Annotated in this window: 18 protein-coding genes; 10 read left to right on the top strand and 8 right to left on the bottom strand. The window is 54.1% G+C overall.

The features are described from left to right. Positions 1 to 202 precede the first annotated feature (202 nt). Positions 203 to 508 (bottom strand): 30S ribosomal protein S10, encoded by a 306-nt coding sequence (rpsJ, locus tag ACTJIK_RS11000; protein ID WP_012789286.1) that lies wholly within the window; start codon positions 506 to 508, stop codon positions 203 to 205. Positions 509 to 729: 221 nt separating this feature from the next. On the opposite strand from rpsJ, the gene ACTJIK_RS10995 reads away from it, so the two are divergent. Beyond that, positions 730 to 1512 carry an energy transducer TonB gene (locus tag ACTJIK_RS10995; RefSeq protein WP_440646420.1) on the top strand — a complete coding sequence of 261 codons (783 nt, stop codon included), beginning with the start codon at positions 730 to 732 and terminating at the stop codon, positions 1510 to 1512. 57 nt (positions 1513 to 1569) lie between these two features. Here ACTJIK_RS10995 and ACTJIK_RS10990 read toward each other — a convergent pair whose 3' ends face one another. Continuing rightward, positions 1570 to 2169, bottom strand: coding sequence for a hypothetical protein (locus ACTJIK_RS10990; RefSeq protein WP_440646419.1), 600 nt, complete (start codon positions 2167 to 2169; stop codon positions 1570 to 1572). Positions 2170 to 2361: 192 nt separating this feature from the next. Here ACTJIK_RS10990 and ACTJIK_RS10985 point away from each other — a divergent pair, with 192 nt between their 5' ends. Next, a complete protein-coding gene (locus ACTJIK_RS10985; RefSeq protein WP_440646418.1) occupies positions 2362 to 3474 on the top strand; it encodes a PQQ-dependent sugar dehydrogenase in 1113 nt (370 codons plus the stop codon). A gap of 64 nt (positions 3475 to 3538) precedes the next feature. On the opposite strand, the gene ACTJIK_RS10980 is transcribed toward ACTJIK_RS10985, so the two are convergent. Together ACTJIK_RS10980 and fusA are read right to left on the bottom strand one after the other, a co-directional pair. Then, positions 3539 to 4123 (bottom strand): hypothetical protein, encoded by a 585-nt coding sequence (locus ACTJIK_RS10980; protein ID WP_440646417.1) that lies wholly within the window; start codon positions 4121 to 4123, stop codon positions 3539 to 3541. A 179-nt stretch (positions 4124 to 4302) separates the two neighbouring features. Next, positions 4303 to 6447 (bottom strand): elongation factor G, encoded by a 2145-nt coding sequence (fusA, locus tag ACTJIK_RS10975; protein WP_440646416.1) that lies wholly within the window; start codon positions 6445 to 6447, stop codon positions 4303 to 4305. Positions 6448 to 7091: 644 nt separating this feature from the next. Between fusA and ACTJIK_RS10970 the strand changes: the two genes are divergently transcribed. From ACTJIK_RS10970 to ACTJIK_RS10955, 4 genes are read left to right on the top strand one after another with little or no spacing between them, the layout of a single operon-like run. Further along, complete coding sequence (locus ACTJIK_RS10970) at positions 7092 to 7598, top strand: T9SS type A sorting domain-containing protein (protein ID WP_440646415.1); 507 nt, start codon at positions 7092 to 7094, stop codon at positions 7596 to 7598. Positions 7599 to 7615: 17 nt separating this feature from the next. Next, the gene (gene porV, locus ACTJIK_RS10965; protein ID WP_440646414.1) at positions 7616 to 8773 is read left to right on the top strand and encodes a type IX secretion system outer membrane channel protein PorV; all 1158 of its coding nucleotides are present in this window, start codon (positions 7616 to 7618) and stop codon (positions 8771 to 8773) included. 25 nt (positions 8774 to 8798) lie between these two features. Further along, positions 8799 to 9182, top strand: coding sequence for a hypothetical protein (locus ACTJIK_RS10960; RefSeq protein WP_440646413.1), 384 nt, complete (start codon positions 8799 to 8801; stop codon positions 9180 to 9182). Between the two features lie 5 nt (positions 9183 to 9187). Continuing rightward, positions 9188 to 12226: a hypothetical protein gene (locus tag ACTJIK_RS10955; protein ID WP_440646412.1), complete on the top strand. Its 3039-nt coding sequence runs from the start codon at positions 9188 to 9190 to the stop codon at positions 12224 to 12226. A 399-nt stretch (positions 12227 to 12625) separates the two neighbouring features. On the opposite strand, the gene rpsG is transcribed toward ACTJIK_RS10955, so the two are convergent. From rpsG to ACTJIK_RS10935, 4 genes are all read right to left on the bottom strand, one after another. Continuing rightward, positions 12626 to 13093, bottom strand: coding sequence for a 30S ribosomal protein S7 (gene rpsG / locus ACTJIK_RS10950; protein ID WP_346318873.1), 468 nt, complete (start codon positions 13091 to 13093; stop codon positions 12626 to 12628). A gap of 32 nt (positions 13094 to 13125) precedes the next feature. Next, a complete protein-coding gene (gene rpsL / locus ACTJIK_RS10945) occupies positions 13126 to 13506 on the bottom strand; it encodes a 30S ribosomal protein S12 (protein WP_027318727.1) in 381 nt (126 codons plus the stop codon). Positions 13507 to 13641: 135 nt separating this feature from the next. Next, positions 13642 to 13941, bottom strand: coding sequence for a hypothetical protein (locus ACTJIK_RS10940; RefSeq protein ID WP_440646411.1), 300 nt, complete (start codon positions 13939 to 13941; stop codon positions 13642 to 13644). A gap of 307 nt (positions 13942 to 14248) precedes the next feature. Continuing rightward, complete coding sequence (locus ACTJIK_RS10935; RefSeq protein WP_440646410.1) at positions 14249 to 15355, bottom strand: branched-chain amino acid aminotransferase; 1107 nt, start codon at positions 15353 to 15355, stop codon at positions 14249 to 14251. Between the two features lie 124 nt (positions 15356 to 15479). Here ACTJIK_RS10935 and ACTJIK_RS10930 point away from each other — a divergent pair, with 124 nt between their 5' ends. Genes ACTJIK_RS10930 through ACTJIK_RS10915 form a run of 4 tightly spaced genes read left to right on the top strand, consistent with a single transcriptional unit; the run spans position 15480 to position 17601 of the window. After that, the gene (locus tag ACTJIK_RS10930) at positions 15480 to 15977 is read left to right on the top strand and encodes a hypothetical protein (RefSeq protein ID WP_440646409.1); all 498 of its coding nucleotides are present in this window, start codon (positions 15480 to 15482) and stop codon (positions 15975 to 15977) included. A 40-nt stretch (positions 15978 to 16017) separates the two neighbouring features. After that, complete coding sequence (rdgB, locus tag ACTJIK_RS10925; protein ID WP_440646408.1) at positions 16018 to 16605, top strand: RdgB/HAM1 family non-canonical purine NTP pyrophosphatase; 588 nt, start codon at positions 16018 to 16020, stop codon at positions 16603 to 16605. Beyond that, positions 16592 to 17032, top strand: coding sequence for an acyl-CoA thioesterase (locus ACTJIK_RS10920; RefSeq protein WP_440646407.1), 441 nt, complete (start codon positions 16592 to 16594; stop codon positions 17030 to 17032). Before rdgB ends, ACTJIK_RS10920 begins: the two co-directional genes overlap by 14 nt. Beyond that, positions 17029 to 17601 (top strand): nitroreductase family protein, encoded by a 573-nt coding sequence (locus ACTJIK_RS10915; protein WP_440646406.1) that lies wholly within the window; start codon positions 17029 to 17031, stop codon positions 17599 to 17601. The genes ACTJIK_RS10920 and ACTJIK_RS10915 overlap by 4 nt, the downstream gene beginning before the upstream one ends. Position 17602: the final 1 nt, after the last annotated feature.

The raw sequence follows: 17602 nt of genomic DNA, 5'->3' as shown, positions 1-17602 counted from the left end.
GCCCAGCGCCTGAGGGATCTCTAGCTATCCTCAGGATGAGCGGTTTAAATGCTATTGGGCGGCTACCCGGAAGGCGTAGCCTATTGTTGTTGCTGTCGTCATAAAACAACCCCGGGCGGGCTTTCTATCTCGCAGTTACCCGTCCTTTCAACGGATCAATGAAACTTCTGCTTGATTGCCCACCCTGCTGAGGTCCTTTCTCCTACGCCTTGATCTCCACTTCAACCCCGGAAGGCAGGTCGAGCTTGCTCAGCGCGTCCACCGTTCTGGAAGAAGATGTGTAAATGTCCAACAAACGCTTATGCGTACACAGTTGGAATTGCTCACGCGCCTTTTTGTTAACGTGCGGAGAACGCAGTACCGTAAAGATTTTCTTCTCTGTAGGTAAAGGAATAGGACCTGTTACCACGGCACCCGTGTTACGCACGGTTTTAACGATCTTCTCGGCAGACTTATCCACCAGATTGTGATCGTAGGACTTCAGCTTGATTCTAATTCTCTGAGACATATGCAATGAACTTCTTCTTTATTACCCCTCAATTTGGGAGGGCAAAGGTAATCTTTATTTTAATTGCGACAAATAATTTTGGAGGATATTTCCGGAGAATATTGACTTTTTGCCGCTGTTTCCATAGTTTTATACACATCCGGGCTAACCACCGCAAGGTACCCATTTTATTTAACTTTTTTATTTCCAGTCGTTTACAGCTATAATACGGCACTTTTACCATGCGAATCCGCCTGACGATTATATTTATCCTTTTTTCCCTGCCCATCCTCGCCCAGCAACGGGATTCCACCTTCAGGGAACCGGATCCCGGTTATTACGAAGACCTCCAGGCAGACCAGCTCCCCGTATTCCCCGGCGGCAACAACCGCCTCCGCAACTACATCCTCAGCCACCTCGTGATCCCCTACCTCCGCCTCGAAAACGACACTACCGTTATCGTTACGGTCGATTTTACCGTCGAACACACCGGCGAGATCACCAACACCCGCGTCCGCACCCCGGGCTTCCGCCAGCTGGACAAGGAAGTGCTCAACGTATTCAACCAGATGCCGCCCTGGCAGCCTGGTTACCTGGACCGTAAACCCGTCAGCCTCAGGCTCTCCCTCCCCGTTTCCATCAACCTCGGCAATACCAAACGCAAACCTTACGACGTGCCCGTGCCCGAGCTGAGCAACCTCCCCCAGTACCGCGGCGGCGGCCAGGCCCTCGCCTGGTTCATCCGCAAAAACCTGCAATACCCGCCGGAAGCGCGTAAAGCAGGCATCGGCGGCGCCGTTACGGTCGAGTTCCTCGTCATGTCCAACGGCACGGTAGGCAACGCCGGCACCCTCGGCGAAGTGATAGGATACGGGCTGGAAGAGGAAGCCGTACGCATCGTGGAAAAAATGCCCCGCTGGATACCCGCCAGGCTGGATGGCAAGGCCGTTACGGCCAAACATAAGGTCGTTATCCGCTTCGAACTGCCCAAAACGGCTTCCGCCCAAAAAGAGAAAACGGACTGATACCCGCTTTCCCAGCGCGTACCAGCCCGTTCAAGGGTGTATTTACTTTTCCGGTTGTTATTTCTTCATGTCAGCTTCTATCTGCCGCTGCATTTTCCGGCCGGGCAGGTAGATCTGGAAACCAAGGTTCAGCCCAACCCTGTGCGCAGTGGTGGAGCTGCCGAAACCTACCGTCAGGTCATATTTCAGCAGGCCTTCCAGTGCAATGTTAGGCGTAATGAAATACGCCAGGCCCGGGCCGAAACCTACGCCAAGGCCATTGGTGTTGGTGCTGCTGCCGCCGTCCACGTCCACATTCACACCATTCACGCCCACATTGGCTTCCAGGAACCAGCGGGTCTTGTCCAGCACTTCAATGCTCTTATCCTTGATGTAGTACCGCCCGAACGCGCCAACACCGTAGGTAAACGTCGTAGACCCGTTGCCGGTGGTAAGGCCCAGGTTCACCATGGGGCCGATGGCCAGGTCGTCTTTGATGAACCATCCCGCCTGTGGTGAAAGGTTGAGGCTAAAGGTGCTTCCGCCGTCCTGGAATGTACCGCCGATATTCGCCAGCTGCGCGCCTACCAGCACATTCCCTTTCTGCGTTTGCGCCTTGATGTTTGTTGTAAATAAAATGCCAGCCAGGATGAGGGTTAAGTAACCAATTTTCTTCATAGTATTTGTTTTTGATGATGTTGCATGCAATGATCATTCCAGGCAGGGGGATAACAGGATATAGTTGATTATGAATACAATAGCTTTACTTTTAACAGCAGGGTTTGAAAAAAGTTGACCACGCAGCGCATTTTTTTAAGCTGGCAGACAATTTGTTGCTGTTAGTTCTGTTCTTTACATAAATCTGCGACTATGAAACCATTGGCCATATCAACCCTCTTCCTGTGCCTTCTCGGCGCTACTTTAGCCTGTAAAAAGAATCCCAGTAACCCCAAACCGCCGGATGAAGACCCCGACTGGCCCACGGATAAGGTGAGAGTGGTACTGGACAAGGATATTTCCCGCCCCTGGGAGATCCTCTGGGGCCCCGACAATCACATCTGGATGACCGAACGCGGCGGCAGGATCAGCCGGGTAGATCCCAAAACGGGCGAACTGAAGCCGCTGCTCACCCTGCCGGATATTGTGGCCAGCGGCGAAGGCGGCCTGCTGGGCATGGTGCTGCACCCGGACTTCGCGCAAACGCCGCATGTGTTCATCGCATATAATTACGGCAACCCTTACCGGGAAAAAGTAGTGCGTTACGTCTACCAGAACGGTTCCCTCACGCAACCCGCCACCCTTATAGACAATGTGCCCGCAGCCGGCATCCACAACGGCTCCCGCCTGGTGATCGGGCCCGACAGGAAATTGTATTACACTACGGGAGACGCTAATCAAAGCGCCAACGCCCAGTCCACCGCCTCCCTCAGCGGCAAGGTGCTGCGCCTGAACCTGGATGGCAGCATCCCTGCGGATAATCCTGTCGCGAATAATCCCTTATGGAGCCTCGGGCACCGCAATCCGCAGGGGCTGGTGTATGTGAACAATATCCTCTATGCTTCCGAGCATGGCGCGGGAGTGGAAGATGAGGTGAACATTATCGAAAAGAACCGCAACTATGGCTGGCCCAACGTGGAAGGCCCCTGCAACGGCGGCGAGGTAACCTTCTGCAATGCAAACAACGTGAAACCGCCCATCTGGAGCACCGGCGGAGGCACTTACGCTTTGTGCGGGCTCGATTATTATAACCACGACCGCATCCCGCAGTGGAAACATTCACTGATACTCGTAAGCCTTAAAAACGCCACGCTTTACCAGCTGAAACTCTCGGCAGACGGGCAAACGGTGAGCAGTTCCAAAAATTATTTCGCGAACCGGTTCGGCCGCCTCCGCGACGTTTGCGTGTCGCCCAACGGCCGGGTGTACATCTGTACAGATACTTCCCCGGGCAAGATCATCGAGATCGGCGATCCGGAATCCTGAACCAGATCCATCATTATACCCGAAAGGGCCGTCCCGGCTAGTGCGTGGACGGCCCTTTATTATTTCAGTTGGCCACGGCGCCTGCCTTCACATCCCCGGCGGAAGCGGCCCTCCAGCCGCATTCGTGGAGTATCATACAGTCCCGCGCAGTGTCTACGGACAGGCTTACCCATCCCAGGTAGGCCGTTTCGCCGCTCCTGAACTGCATGCCGAGGTACTGGCGGTGAGCCCCCACCCATGCGCCCCTCCAGGTCGAGTCCTGCGGGTTGTTTTTGGGGAGCAGCAGCTCGCAGAGGTAGGTATCGAAACCATTCCACTCGCGGGGGTGATCGGGCACCAGCGGGATCCTGTCGTGTTTGCCGAGCCGGACCACGGAATCGGGTATGGACAATAGTTTGGCGGACAGCATGCTGACAACGGTAAATTTCCCGTGCGTGCCTTCCGCGTCGTTTACGAGCGCAACGGTGAAGTACAGGTCGCCGGCGCTGTCCTCATCCACATCCAATGAAAACGGCTGCAGGTAACGCACTTCCGTGTTGCCGAGGGAGCGGTGGCGGTAATCCGGTTGCGGTTCTTTCACGGTTTTACGGCATGCGGCGATTACGATCAGCGCTGCGGCCAAAGCCGGCAAGGGTTTGAAGTTAGGCATGGTATCGGAGTTTGAGGTTTGCCGTTAAGCGCAAAACGGCGGGGTATTGTTACAAAAAACTGCTGAAAGGGCGGTGTGGGGGGCTGAAGTGAAGAAACCGGGAACTGAGCTGACGGCATAAAAAAGCCCCGGCAAACGCCGGGGCCTTTTTCTTATTTCTATCTATCAACTTGTGCTAATTAGGCATTCACTTTACCTTTTACCTTAGCCACCACTTCTTCAGCGATGTTGTTCGGTGCAGGGTTGTAGTGAGAGAACTCCATGATGGAAGTAGCGCGGCCGGAAGACAGTGAACGCAGCTGCGTTACGTAACCGAACATTTCGCTCAGGGGCACTTTGGCTTTGATCACCTGTGCGCCGTTGCGGCTTTCCATACCTTCCAGCATACCACGGCGGCGGTTCAGGTCACCTGTTACGTCGCCCATGTACTGGTCGGGGGTGGTTACTTCCACTTTCATGATAGGCTCCAGCAGAACCGGTTTAGCTTTACGGCCGGCTTCACGGAAGGCGGATTTGGCGCAAAGCTCGAAGGACATTGCGTCGGAGTCCACCGCGTGGAAGGAACCGTCGAACAGGCGTACTTTCAGGCTCGTGAGCGGGAAGTTGGCGAGAACACCATTGTTCATGGATTGTTCGAAGCCTTTCTGTACCGCAGGGATGAACTCTTTGGGGATAGAACCACCGAAGATGTCGTTCACGAACTGGAAGGATTTGCCTTCGTTTTCTTTCAGCCATTCTGCATCAGCAGGGCCGATCTCGATCTGGATGTCCGCAAATTTACCACGGCCACCGGTTTGTTTCTTGAATACCTCGCGGTGTTCAACGTTCTTGGTGAGCGCTTCTTTGTAAGCAACCTGGGGAGCGCCCTGGTTTACTTCCACTTTGAATTCGCGGCGCATACGGTCTACGATGATCTCCAGGTGGAGCTCACCCATACCGCTCAATACGGTCTGTCCGGTTTCTTCGTCGGTTTTCGCTTTCAGGGTAGGATCTTCTTCTACCAGTTTGGCGATAGCCATACCCATTTTGTCAACGTCCGCCTGAGTCTTAGGCTCGATGGCGATGTGGATAACGGGCTCGGGGAAGGACATTGATTCCAGGACGATCGGATGATCTTCCGCGCACAATGTGTCGCCGGTTTTGATATCTTTAAAACCAACAGCAGCGCCGATATCACCAGCTTCGATGAAGTCGATCGGGTTCTGCTTGTTAGCGTGCATCTGCATGATACGGCTGATACGCTCGTTTTTACCGGTACGGGTGTTCAGAACATAAGAACCACCATCCAGGCGGCCAGAGTAAACCCTGAAGAACGCGAGGCGGCCTACGAACGGATCGGTAGCGATCTTGAATGCCAGCGCTGCAAAAGGTTCTTTTGCATTGGGGTGGCGCTCAATTTCCTCACCGTTGTCCGGGTTGGTGCCTTTTACAGCTTCAACGTCCATCGGGGAAGGCAGGTAGCGGCAAACGCCGTCCAGCATTTTCTGAACGCCTTTGTTTTTGAAGGAAGAACCGCACATCATGGGAATGATAGCCATGTCGATAGTGGCTTTGCGGATCGCTTCGTGGATTTCGTCTTCGGAGATCGTATTGGGATCTTCAAAGAATTTTTCCATCAGCTTGTCGTCGTATTCGGCAACTGCCTCAACGAGTTTCGCGCGCCATTCTTCAGCTTCTTCCTGCATGTCTGCGGGGATAGCGATCTCTTCAAAAGTTGCGCCTTTACCGGCTTCGTCCCAGATGATACCTTTCATGGTGATCAGGTCCACAACGCCTTTGAAGTTGTCTTCAGCGCCGATGGGGAGCATCAGGGGAACGGGGTTCGCACCGAGCATCTCCTTCACCTGTTTTACCACGTTCAGGAAGTCTGCACCGGAACGGTCCATTTTGTTTACGAAACCTACGCGGGGAACACGGTATTTGTTCGCCTGGCGCCAAACGGTTTCAGACTGGGGTTCAACACCGGATACAGCGCAGAACAGTGCAACCAGTCCGTCCAGTACACGCAGGGAGCGCTCTACTTCTACGGTAAAGTCCACGTGGCCCGGAGTATCGATGATATTGAATTTATACTGTTTGGTTTCCGGCAGCGGTTGACCCTGCTGTGTAGGGAAGTTCCAGAAACAGGTGGTAGCAGCAGATGTGATGGTAATACCTCTCTCCTGCTCCTGGGCCATCCAGTCCATGGTAGCTGCCCCTTCGTGAACCTCACCGATTTTGTGGGTCTTCCCTGTATAATACAGGATACGCTCTGTGGTAGTGGTTTTACCGGCATCGATGTGCGCCGCAATACCAAAGTTTCTTTGAAATCTTAAGTCTGCCATAAAAGTAAAATGACTATAAGTAATGCAATTTGGGGGGCAAAGGTAATCATTTATTATCAATAAATAAAGCTGAACTCTTTGCATAATTGTTAAATCCCTTCGCTCCACCGCCACGGTTTCCCGGCGCCGCCATTTATCCGCCCAAAAACCGGAAGCCCGTAAAGATAAACCTTTCTCTTGCCCGGCGGCAAAGCCGTGGAGGAACGGTAATAACTCAATCACATATCGTTGATTGTAAGACAATTAGACCTACGTTTTATGTTCAATAGCGAATCCTGCATATATATCAGGATAACTCATCCGATCCATTACTTATCATCCATATTCAACCGTTGGTCATTCCAAAGCCGCCAAAAATGAAATAGCCATTTCTCAGAAATGAGCAGTTGTTACATTTGTACCGTCAAAAGCCTGAATGAACCCCCGTTGTTAATTCTGAATTATTAAACTTTAAATCGCTTGATCTGTTATTTAAGCCCCTGGCGCCCCAGATCGCCGGTAAGATGGCTTATCCCTGTAAGAACCAGGAAGCAGTAACCAAATAAGGACCGGTACCTACTGGAACCAGTGCAGCGCGCGGAAATTACGCGTACAGGGCCTTCTATTGTCAGCATTTTCCAAAACCATCACATAACCACACATTTATGAAACATTGTTCTACCAAACTCCTCCTCATGGCCGTGTTCCTGGCCCTGGCATGGATGCCCGCCCGATCCCAGCTCGTGCTGGTAAGGGAGGTAGTAGCCAGCAGCGGTGGCGGCGGCACAGCCGGAAACATCCAGCTGGACTATACCCTCGGCGAACCCGCAGTATTGACCCTCGCCGCGGCAAACCTCATGTTATCCCAGGGGTTCCACCAGCCCGAAGTGATCCCGAAACCACCACAGGGCGCCAATCCTGTCATGGATTTTATGCTGTTTCCCAACCCGGCCCTCACCACCGTCAAGATCTCCTTTGACCTGCTGACCGATGCCACCGTCGTATTCATGCTCATGAACACCTCGGGACAGGTTATCTACCAGGACGTCAAAACCTACGGCGCCGGAAAGGTGCTCATCCCTACGCCTGTAGACAAGCTGGCTTCCGGGATCTACACCGTCATCTTCAAGGTAAACGGCCATGTGTTCACCGAAAAACTCATTGTTCAGTAGCCTAAAACAGATTGACCATGAAGCATTTGATCATCTTGCCCCTGCTTGCTGTTTTGCTGGCGGTCCATCCTTCGATGGCCCAGAAGTCTCAGCAGCAGCCCCTCAATATCGGCGCATCCTTCCTCCTGGTGAACCCGGACGCCCGCACCAGCGGCATGGGCGACGCCGTGACCGGCGTGGAGCCCGACGCCAACAGCATGTTCGGCAATGCCGCCAAGCTGCCGTTCGCAGGGCCATGGGGCGTTAGTGCATCCTACGCCCCCTGGATGTTCGACCTCAACGATCAGAAAACGCATATGGCCTACGTCTCCGCTTTCAAAACTTTTGACGAGCAGCAGAGTATAGGCCTGTCCGTGAAATATTTCAATTATGGCGACGTCACTTTCCGTGACGACAATGGCATGGAGCTTCAGCAGTACCGCCCCAAGGAATATGCCATCGATGCTACCTATGCCCGTAAGCTCGGCCAGAAATTCAGCCTGGCCGTGGCGCTGCGGTACATCCGCAGCGAGATGGGCTCCGGCACCTACAACGGGCAGCAATTGCAGCCCGCCAACGCCGTAGCCGGCGATGTGGGCTTATATTACCAGGGAGTTGCCAACCACATCGAGGGCGGCAACCGCTATTGCTGGGGAGTGAGCTTTACCAACCTTGGTTCCAGGCTCAGGTACTCAGACGATAACAGCAAAAAAACCTTCCTGCCCATGAACCTGCGCATAGGCGGCGGCTACACCTTCGTGCATACCGAAGACCACTCCTTTACCATCGCCGCAGACGTCAACAAGCTGCTGGTGCCTACCCCGCCTGTCTACAAGCTGGATATCAACGGGCAGCCCACCGGTGAGATCGATAGCGGCAAGGACCCCAACAGGGGCGTGGCCGAAGCCGTCTTCTCCTCCTTCGGCGATGCCCCGGGCGGCTTTAAGGAAGAGCTCCGCGAGTTTTCGATAGCCGGGGGAATGGAGTACAACTACCAGCGTAAGTTCTTCGTGCGCACCGGTTATTTCTACGAGCATCCGCACAAAGGCAACCGGCAGCATTTTACCGCCGGCATCGGAGCCAACGTCCAGGGCTTCCAGGTAGACATCGCTTACCTCATGCCCACCGGCACCAGCCAGATCAGGAGGAGGAGCTTCAACTTCACGCTTATGTACTCGCCCTTCATCAACAAATAATCCTAACTCACAAAACACTGCAAATATGAAAGCAATATTCCTGTTAATTACTTTCCTGGCGGTGGCTGGCATTTATTCCGCCAGTGCCCAGCAGAAAACGAGGGACATACTGTTCCCCGATTACGCCAACGACCAGGCAAAGCTCAAAGCAAACACTTCCCTGGCGTTAAAACCCGTAGAGGCCACTCTTTCCAGCAGTGAAGCCATAAGAGCACGGATATTCACCAACTACCAAAAGCCTGCTGGCGGCGCTGCTCCGCGTTCCACACAAAAAACTTCACCCGCAAACATGCCGTCTTCCAAACCTGCTGATCCAAAGGAAGCAGACGCGCAGCGTGAGGCCCTGAAAAAAACCATCACCCCTAAACCTGACCAGGGTCCGGACAACAGCCCCAAACCCAAAAACTGAGCACCATGAAAAAAATATTATTCCTATTCATAATCACACTGCTGCTGATATCGCAGGAGGGTTTCTCACAAAACGGCATGTCTGGCTTTAACTACCAGGCCGTAGCCCGCAACAACAACGGCACTGTACTGGGCAACCAGGCGCTGACCGTGCGGTTCACCATCCGCGGCGGATCTGCCGCCGGCCCCGTGCAATACCAGGAAACACATAATGTAAATACCAACAGCCTCGGGCTTTTCAATCTACAAGTGGGCCGCGGTACGCCCGTGAGCGGCACTTTTGCCGCTGTGCCCTGGGCAAACGCAAACCAGTTCCTGCAGGTGGAAGTGAACCCCGGCAGCGGTTTCGTAGCGCTGGGCGCCAGCCAGCTCATGAGCGTTCCTTTCGCGCAATTTTCCGCGAACGGCATTGCCGGCCCTGCCGGCCCCGCGGGTCCTGTGGGTCCTGCCGGTCCTATTGGTCCTGTTGGCCCTGCCGGCGCGGTGGGCGCCGCTGGTCCTGCTGGTCCTATTGGCCCTGTTGGTCCCGCCGGTGCTGAAGGCCCGGTTGGTCCGCAAGGTGATGCGGGAGTTCCCGGCCCCGTTGGCCCTGCTGGTCCCGCTGGTCTGCAAGGCCCGGCTGGTCCTGTTGGCCCCGCTGGTGTTGCTGGCCCCGTTGGTCCGGTTGGTCCCGCTGGTGCAGTTGGCCCTGCTGGTCCTGCTGGTGTTGCAGGTCCCGTTGGACCGGTTGGCCCCGGAGGTCCTGTTGGTCCTGCCGGCCCTGCAGGCCCTCCGGGTGCTCTCGCTGGTCCTGCCGGCGGGGATCTCAGTGGTACTTATCCGAATCCTGTCGTTGCCCAGATCCAGGGCAGGGGCGTTTCGAATGCTGTGCCTGTTCTGGACCAGGTTTTAAAGTTCAACGGCGTTAGCTGGGCCCCCGCTACCATTCCCGGCGGTGGCGGCTTTACGCTTCCTTATGTGGTGACCGAAAATAACGCGGGCACCTTGTTCTCCATCACCAACGATGGCGACGGCACTTCAGTTGAAGGCGTGAACAACACTGCTACTTCCAATGTTGCAGCCGTAAGGGGTATCATTAGCAGTACTGCTCCCGGCGGCTTTTCCGCCGGCGTAAGAGGGATCAACAATGGCACCGGCGGTCTGGGTGTTGGGGTATATGGTTCCCAGGCCGGCTCCGGCTGGGGCGTATATGGCGTTACCCCTAACGGGCTTGGTGTTTATGGCAATGCATCCGCGAACGGCATCGGCGTATATGCCAACAGCAATACCGGCACTGGTCTCACGGCGACCAGCAACAATGGCATTCCTGCCAGCGTATCCATCTTCAACAATGCGAATAACAATAACGTACTGGTCGCCAACACGGTAGGTAACGGTACAGTTGTCAACGTCACCACCACTGGTAACGGCGCGGGCGTACGCAGCTCAACCGGCGCAGGTTTCGCGGTGCATGGCATTACCAGCGCCCAAACTTCCGCAGGTGTCATAGGCGATAACAATGGGGGTGGCGAAGCGGTGGTAGGCCGCACTACCAGCGATATTGCCGGTGCGGTGGTAGGCCGTAATGACGGAGGCGGTTCTGGCGTACGCGGGTTCATCGCTACCAATACGTCCGGCACCGCAGTAGGCGTGCTCGGGCAGGTAGGGCTGAACAACAGCACAGGCCGCGCGGGCAGGTTCGAGAACTTTAACCAGACCAATACCGCAGGCAATACCCTCGAAGTGGAAACCAACGGCAATGGTAATATTCCCGATAACACACAGGGCAATGCCGCTTCTTTCCTGGTGAATAATACCAACAGCGTGGCTGCAGCGGTACGCGGCGAAGTGAAAACCATCTTCGGTAATTTCGGCGCTGCCGGCATCTTCGGCATATCCTCCGGTACCGGTGGTTTTGCGGGTTTATTCCATTCCTCCAATGCCAGCGGCAACGGCCCCGCCGTTGTAGCGATCCAGGATGGCAACGGCAATGCCATCACCGCCAACGCCAGCAAAGACGGCAATGCAATAGAAGCCAACATCGACGGCGCGGGCAATGCGCTTTACGCCTGGGTGCCCACTTTTGCCACAGGCAGGGCCGGCCGCTTCAATATTTTCAATGAAAACAACACCAGCGACGCCATCACCGTAACCACGGTAGGTAACGGTATTGCGGGCAATTTCAAGGTAGACAGGGTAACCGGCACTTCTGCAGCAGTGCGTGGTGAAGTGAACTCCCAGTTCGCCAACTTCGGAACCGCCGGTATTTACGGCGTTTCTTCCGGCACCGGCGGCTATGCAGGCCTCTTCCATGCCAGCAACCCTGCTGGTAACGGTCCGGCGCTGATCGCTATTGCAGACGGCAACGGCAACGGGATCACCGCCAACGCCAGCAACGGCGGCGATGGTGTGGAAACCACGGCAGACGGCACCGGCGCCGCCATTTACGCCTGGGTGCCCAACTTCGGCAATGGCAGGGCCGGTCGTTTGGTGAACTATAATACGGGCAACACCAATCCTGTGCTCACCGTGGAACAACACAGCAACGGCTCTATCGCCCTGTTCAAATCCGGCAACCCTGGCACAGTAAACGTTGCGCGCATCAACGCAGCAGGCAGGGGCTTCTTTAACGGCGGTACCCAGAACAGCGGCGCGGACATTGCCGAGGCATTCGACGTAACCGGCGGCATTTCCGGCTACGAACCCGGCGACGTGATGGTGATCTCCACCACCACCGACCGTACCATGGAAAAATCTTCCTCCCCCTACTCCACCCTGGTAGCCGGCGTATACGCCACCAAACCGGGCGTGCTCCTTACCGAACAGGAAGGTGTGGAAGATATCACGGATCAGATCCCCATGGGCGTGGTAGGCGTAATACCCACCAAAGTATGCGACGAAGGCGGCCCCATTAAACGTGGCGACCTGCTGGTGACCTCCAGCAAAAAAGGCTACGCTATGAAAGCCGACCCTGAGAAGGTCAAACCCGGCCAGGTGATCGGAAAAGCGCTGCAGGAACTGCCTTCAGGCTCCGGTAAGATCAAGGTATTAGTGAATGTTAAATAAAGAAAAAGCCGGTTTGAACCCGGCAAAATAACCAGTACCCGGCTTTTGACAGCAAGGTAATGTCTGGTTTTGTGAGGGGGCTGTTCCATTTGGAACGGCCCTTTTTCTTATGTGATAATGATTAAATTATACCGACCATCAAAGTTCGTCATTGCGGGGAGCAGCGGGGGTTGTGCAGGAGCCGCGACGAAGCAATCTCCGAAGATTACAGTACGTCACTTCAAGGAAGGAGATTGCTTCGTCGCCCCCTCCCGCTTTGGCCCGGCTGCTCCTCGCAATGACGGGCTTTTCGCGCGGCACAACTACGCGGATATCATTCACATAAAAAAAGCGAACATCCCCCGGTTTGCGGAGGATGTTCGCTGAGTTATATGCATACCGCCATGGGGCGGGAATGTACTAAACTTTGAAGTGGGAGAAGGCTTTGTTAGCTTCAGCCATACGGTGGGTGTCTTCTTTCTTTTTGAAAGCGGCGCCTTCACCTTTGCTGGCGGCAACGATCTCGTTAGCCAGCTTCTCTGCCATGCTCTTACCGTTTCTTTCACCGGCGTAGCGTACCAGCCATTTGATGCTGAGGGACACTTTACGGTCTGCGCGTACTTCAGCAGGGATCTGGAAGGTAGCGCCACCGATACGGCGGCTGCGCACTTCTACGGCAGGCGTAACGTTGGATAATGCTTTTTTCCAGATCTCGTATCCGTTTTCGTTAGTCATCTGGCTAACGCGGTCTACCGCATCATAGAAAATTCTGTAGGCAATGCTTTTTTTCCCTTGTTCCATGATGTTATTCACGAAGCGGGTTACCAGTTTATCCTGGAATCTTGGATCCGGAGCCAGGGGTAATTTTTTCGCAGCTTGCTTTCTCATTTATTAGAAAAATTGTAACTATTTATAATTGATTATTTTTTAGCCTTTTCCTTTTTGGTACCATACTTGGAACGGCTCTGCTTCCTGTCTTTCACACCGGCAGTATCCAGTGAACCACGCACGATGTGGTAACGAACACCCGGAAGGTCCTTTACCCTGCCGCCGCGGATCAGTACGATGGAGTGCTCCTGCAGGTTGTGGCCTTCACCCGGGATGTAAGCGATCACCTCTATTTTGTTGGTCAGGCGCACTTTCGCAACCTTACGCAAAGCGGAGTTCGGTTTCTTAGGGGTGGTAGTGTACACGCGGGTACATACGCCACGACGCTGAGGACAAGCATCCAGTGCTCTGGATTTGGACTTGGCCCGGATAATTTCTCTTCCTTTTCTTACTAATTGTTGTATTGTAGGCATTCTTACCTAATTTATATTTTTCTGCTTGTTTACAATTACATCCAAATAGCCCATTATGAGAATTTGGGAGGGCAAAGGTATCACTTTCTATTTATAAACCAAAATTGTGGAAAGGAAAATTCGAAAAAAGCAGGATTAACCGGCATTTTCCAATAATAAAGCCCCCACAATCTGCTCCCACTCTGCTTCCAGGGTACCGCGGTACACTGCTTTGCCCGCCCGTGCGTACCAGTACGCCGCATTGCCGGCATCGCCCTCCTTCCGGTGAAGGTAGGCATGCACCCAGGAACCGGCCCGGGAATGGTCTTCCTGGGCGATATCGTGGCTCCGGCCCCAATCCCCCTTACCGTCCCACCAAAGCGCCAGCAGCGCCGGGGTAAGCCCGGCAGGCGGCATCTGCAGATCCAGCGAAGTTTTGAAAGCGGCGGTCGTCATAAGGCCGCAAAGATACAAAAGGGAAACATCCGGGCAACAGGGAAGCGATGTTAAATATGCTACCGTCGAGCGCTTGTAAGGCAGCAACAGGGCGTAAAAATAACCTGTAAGCCCTGTCAGGACAAACCAGCCACCCTGTCAGGAGAAAAAGGGTTTACTACGGTTCTACTACGGTATCACTACTAGAACTATACCAGAGCTATACTGGAACCCTACTGTTAGCATGGGGCCAAACCGCCTGGAAAACGCCTTTCAAAAGCAAAAGGCCCCTTTTGAGGGCCCTTTGCGACAAATAATATTCCCGGGATCAGATATGAAAATTCCAGCCCCGGCTGTCTTCCGTCTTGCCGGTACGGATCGCATCCAGGCGGTTGATCACCTCGGCGCCGACCTCGTATTTGGTAGTATCCATGCTGATCTTGTGCTCTTTATAATCCAGCTGCTCCACATAAGCCACGCTTGCGGCAGTGCCCGTTCCGAAGATCTCGCGCAGCGTGCCGTTCTCATACGCAGCCACCACCTCTTCAATGGAAACCGGCCTTTCCTCCACTTCCAGGCCCATATCCGCCAGCACGTCCATCACGCTGGCGCGGGTAACGCCCGCCAGGATGGTGCCGTTGGTAAGGTCCGGCGTGAGGGCGCGGTTGCCGATGATCACGAACACGTTCATCGTGCCGCATTCCTGCAGCCATTTGTATTCGTGGCCGTCTACCCAGAGTATCTGGTCGTAACCGTCTTTCCGGGCCTGCATAGTGGGGTACATCGCGCCGCCGTAGTTGCCGGCCGCTTTGGCGTAGCCCACGCCGCCGGGAAATGCGCGGATATATTTATCCTGCACCAGCAGGTGGATAGGTTTGTTGAAATACGGCCCTGAAGGACTGTTGATGACCGCAAACTTATAAGTATCCGAGGGGCGCACGCCAATGAACTCGTCCGCCGCGATCATAAAAGGACGCAGGTACAGGGAACAGCCTTCGTTGGAAGGCACCCAGCTGCGGTCCAGGTCTATGAGCATCGCCATACCGCCGATGAAAAGCCATTCCGGCACATCGGGCATCCCCATCCTCTCCGCGCTTTTGTTGAAACGCGCGTAGTTATCATACGGGCGGAAGATCATCGGGTTGCCTTCCTGGTCGTTATACGCTTTAATGCCTTCAAAGATCGCCTGCCCGTAATGCCAGGCGGCGTTGGAAGGGCTTACGCTCAGGTTCTGGAAAGGCAGTATCTCTGCGTTCTTCCATTCCTTACCGTCAAAATCAGCCACCAGCATATGGTCGGCATACTTTTTACCAAAAACCAGATTGTTAAAATCCACTTCAGCCAGGCGGCTCTTCGTTGTTTTGGTGACTTTAATTCTCCTTTTCGCCTCTTCCATCACTGTAGATTTAGCGGTGGGATACTCAACTGCCATCATGGTTTATCAGTTTAATCTCAATATTTTTACAAATCTTAAGCAGGTACCGTTCCACCGAACGATCCGCAAATAAACGTTATTTCCCTGAGAAGGGATCGTCACATTAAATCTTAACAGAATATTTATGAGCCTTGAGCAATTGCAGCTGGACCCTTATCTTTTGGCGCAAATGTACGACCAGCCTATCATCCCGGAGACGCGCGTGGTGGCTCCCGCAGCGGAGAAAGCGTTGCCCAAAGTGAAATATTTAGGCGAAAATCAAAAAAACATACTGCTGCTGATACAAAATGAAAGCGAAGCATATTTAAATGAGGAATTATTCAATCTCCTCACGAATATTTTGAATGCCTGCAAACTGGGAATGCAGGATGTTGCATTGGTGAACGCGGCAACTTATCCAGGTTTGACGCTCGCCGGTTATAAAAATGCCATCCCCGTCCGCCAATGCATCATTTTCGCGGTACCGCCCGCCAATATTGGGCTCCCGCCGATGCAAACCTTCCAGCTGGAAACGCATGAACAGATCCCCTGCCTCTATTCAGAGGGATTGCAACTGATTGCAACAGACAAGAACCTGAAGGGAAAGCTCTGGATGGGGCTGAAACAATTATTCGGCATTTAATTTTCAAACGGCTTTATCTTCGCTTCCGCAAAAACAAACCATGACGTTCGTATTCGCCACCAACAACAACAATAAAATAAAAGAGATCCGCTCCATGCTGGGCGATGCATTTTCCATTATCACCCTCCAGGAGGCCGGTATTGATATAGACATCCCCGAACCGCACGACACGCTGGAAGAAAATGCGCGGGAGAAATCCACCGTTATTTTCAACATGACCGGCAAAGATTCCTTTTCTGAAGACACCGGCCTCGAGATCGACGCGCTCAATGGCGAGCCCGGCGTGCTTTCCGCCCGCTATGCCGGAGAGCAAAAAAGCGCATCGGACAATATCGATAAAGTGCTGCGGCTGATGGAAGGAAAAGAAACACGCAGCGCCCGCTTCCGCACGGTCATTTCACTGATCATCAACGGACGCGAGCACCAGTTCGAAGGCGTGGCCGAAGGCCTGATATTGCGGGAACGCAAGGGCGGCGAAGGTTTCGGCTACGACCCGATCTTCCAGCCGCTGGGCGCCGAAAAGAGCTTCGCGGAAATGGAACTCTCTGAAAAGAACCAATACAGTCACCGGGCGAAGGCATTCAAAAAGCTGACCGCCTTTTTACAACAACAGCATGGCAAGAGTTAAGATCGATATGCCGGCCGCATTCCGCTTCGGCACCACGATCCCGGTGAGGATCACGGATGTAAATTACGGCGGGCACCTGGGCAACGATGCGATCGTGTCCATCCTGCACGAATCCAGGATGCAGTTCCTGCAATCGCTGGGCTGCACGGAACTGGAATTTTTCGGCGCCGCGCTCATCATGGGCGACCTGGCGATCGTTTACAAAGGCGAAGGCTTTTACGGCGATACGCTCACCGTGGAAATAACGGCAGATGAGCTGAGCAATGTGGGCTTCGACCTGCTCTACCGCCTCAGCACCACGCGCGACGGCAAGCCCGTGGCCATTGCCGAAGCCAAAACCGGCATGATATGTTTTGATTATAAAACCCGCAAAGTGGCGCGGCTGCCCGAAGCTTTTAAACAACAATTCAGTAATACAACAGCATGAACGATATCACACAGATCATTACCCACCGCCGTACGGTAAAACCGACGAGCATGAACGGCAAAAAGGTGGACGACGCAACGGTACAGGAATTATTGCAGCTGGCAGACTGGGCGCCTACCCACGGCCTTACCGAGCCCTGGTATTTTGTAGTGTTCGGCGGGGAAAAAGTGCAGGAGTTTTGCACGGACCATGCGGAGCTGTACAAAACCTTCACGCCGCAGGCGCAATACATTCCCGGGAATTACGACAAGCTGAAAACGCAGGGCGACCTCGCCAGCCATGTGATCGCCATTTGCATGAAACGCGGCAGCAACCCGAAAATACCGGAGATCGAAGAGATCGCGGCAGTGGCCTGCGCCGTGGAAAACTTCTGGCTGGCGGCTACCGCAAGGCAGCTGGCCGTTTACTGGGGCTCCGGCGGCATGACCTATCACCCGGCCATGCAGGACTACCTTGGCCTCCGCGACGAGGATAAAGTGCTGGGCTTCCTGTATCTTGGTTATACAGACGAGGCTCCACGCACCGGCAGGCGCATAAAGCCTCTTGAAGAAAAAGTGAAGTGGATGTAAG

Source organism: Chitinophaga sp. 22620 (genome assembly GCF_052044405.1).
Lineage (GTDB): Bacteria > Bacteroidota > Bacteroidia > Chitinophagales > Chitinophagaceae > Chitinophaga.
The sequence above is the reverse complement of the archived record's forward strand: the minus strand, read 5'-3'. Positions and strand labels throughout refer to the sequence as shown.

Bases quoted from the DNA above. Each gene is read 5' to 3' on its own strand.
- ACTJIK_RS10960 (WP_440646413.1), top strand. From the start codon at position 8,799: ATGAAAGCAATATTCCTGTTAATTACTTTCCTGGCGGTGGCTGGCATT.
- ACTJIK_RS10915 (WP_440646406.1), top strand. From the start codon at position 17,029: ATGAACGATATCACACAGATCATTACCCACCGCCGTACGGTAAAACCG.
- rdgB (WP_440646408.1), top strand. From the start codon at position 16,018: ATGACGTTCGTATTCGCCACCAACAACAACAATAAAATAAAAGAGATC.
- ACTJIK_RS10920 (WP_440646407.1), top strand. From the start codon at position 16,592: ATGGCAAGAGTTAAGATCGATATGCCGGCCGCATTCCGCTTCGGCACC.
- ACTJIK_RS10930 (WP_440646409.1), top strand. From the start codon at position 15,480: ATGAGCCTTGAGCAATTGCAGCTGGACCCTTATCTTTTGGCGCAAATG.
- ACTJIK_RS10995 (WP_440646420.1), top strand. From the start codon at position 730: ATGCGAATCCGCCTGACGATTATATTTATCCTTTTTTCCCTGCCCATC.
- ACTJIK_RS10985 (WP_440646418.1), top strand. From the start codon at position 2,362: ATGAAACCATTGGCCATATCAACCCTCTTCCTGTGCCTTCTCGGCGCT.
- rpsJ (WP_012789286.1), bottom strand. From the start codon at position 508: ATGTCTCAGAGAATTAGAATCAAGCTGAAGTCCTACGATCACAATCTG.
- ACTJIK_RS10970 (WP_440646415.1), top strand. From the start codon at position 7,092: ATGAAACATTGTTCTACCAAACTCCTCCTCATGGCCGTGTTCCTGGCC.
- fusA (WP_440646416.1), bottom strand. From the start codon at position 6,447: ATGGCAGACTTAAGATTTCAAAGAAACTTTGGTATTGCGGCGCACATC.
- rpsL (WP_027318727.1), bottom strand. From the start codon at position 13,506: ATGCCTACAATACAACAATTAGTAAGAAAAGGAAGAGAAATTATCCGG.
- ACTJIK_RS10935 (WP_440646410.1), bottom strand. From the start codon at position 15,355: ATGATGGCAGTTGAGTATCCCACCGCTAAATCTACAGTGATGGAAGAG.
- ACTJIK_RS10990 (WP_440646419.1), bottom strand. From the start codon at position 2,169: ATGAAGAAAATTGGTTACTTAACCCTCATCCTGGCTGGCATTTTATTT.
- ACTJIK_RS10940 (WP_440646411.1), bottom strand. From the start codon at position 13,941: ATGACGACCGCCGCTTTCAAAACTTCGCTGGATCTGCAGATGCCGCCT.
- ACTJIK_RS10955 (WP_440646412.1), top strand. From the start codon at position 9,188: ATGAAAAAAATATTATTCCTATTCATAATCACACTGCTGCTGATATCG.
- ACTJIK_RS10980 (WP_440646417.1), bottom strand. From the start codon at position 4,123: ATGCCTAACTTCAAACCCTTGCCGGCTTTGGCCGCAGCGCTGATCGTA.
- porV (WP_440646414.1), top strand. From the start codon at position 7,616: ATGAAGCATTTGATCATCTTGCCCCTGCTTGCTGTTTTGCTGGCGGTC.
- rpsG (WP_346318873.1), bottom strand. From the start codon at position 13,093: ATGAGAAAGCAAGCTGCGAAAAAATTACCCCTGGCTCCGGATCCAAGA.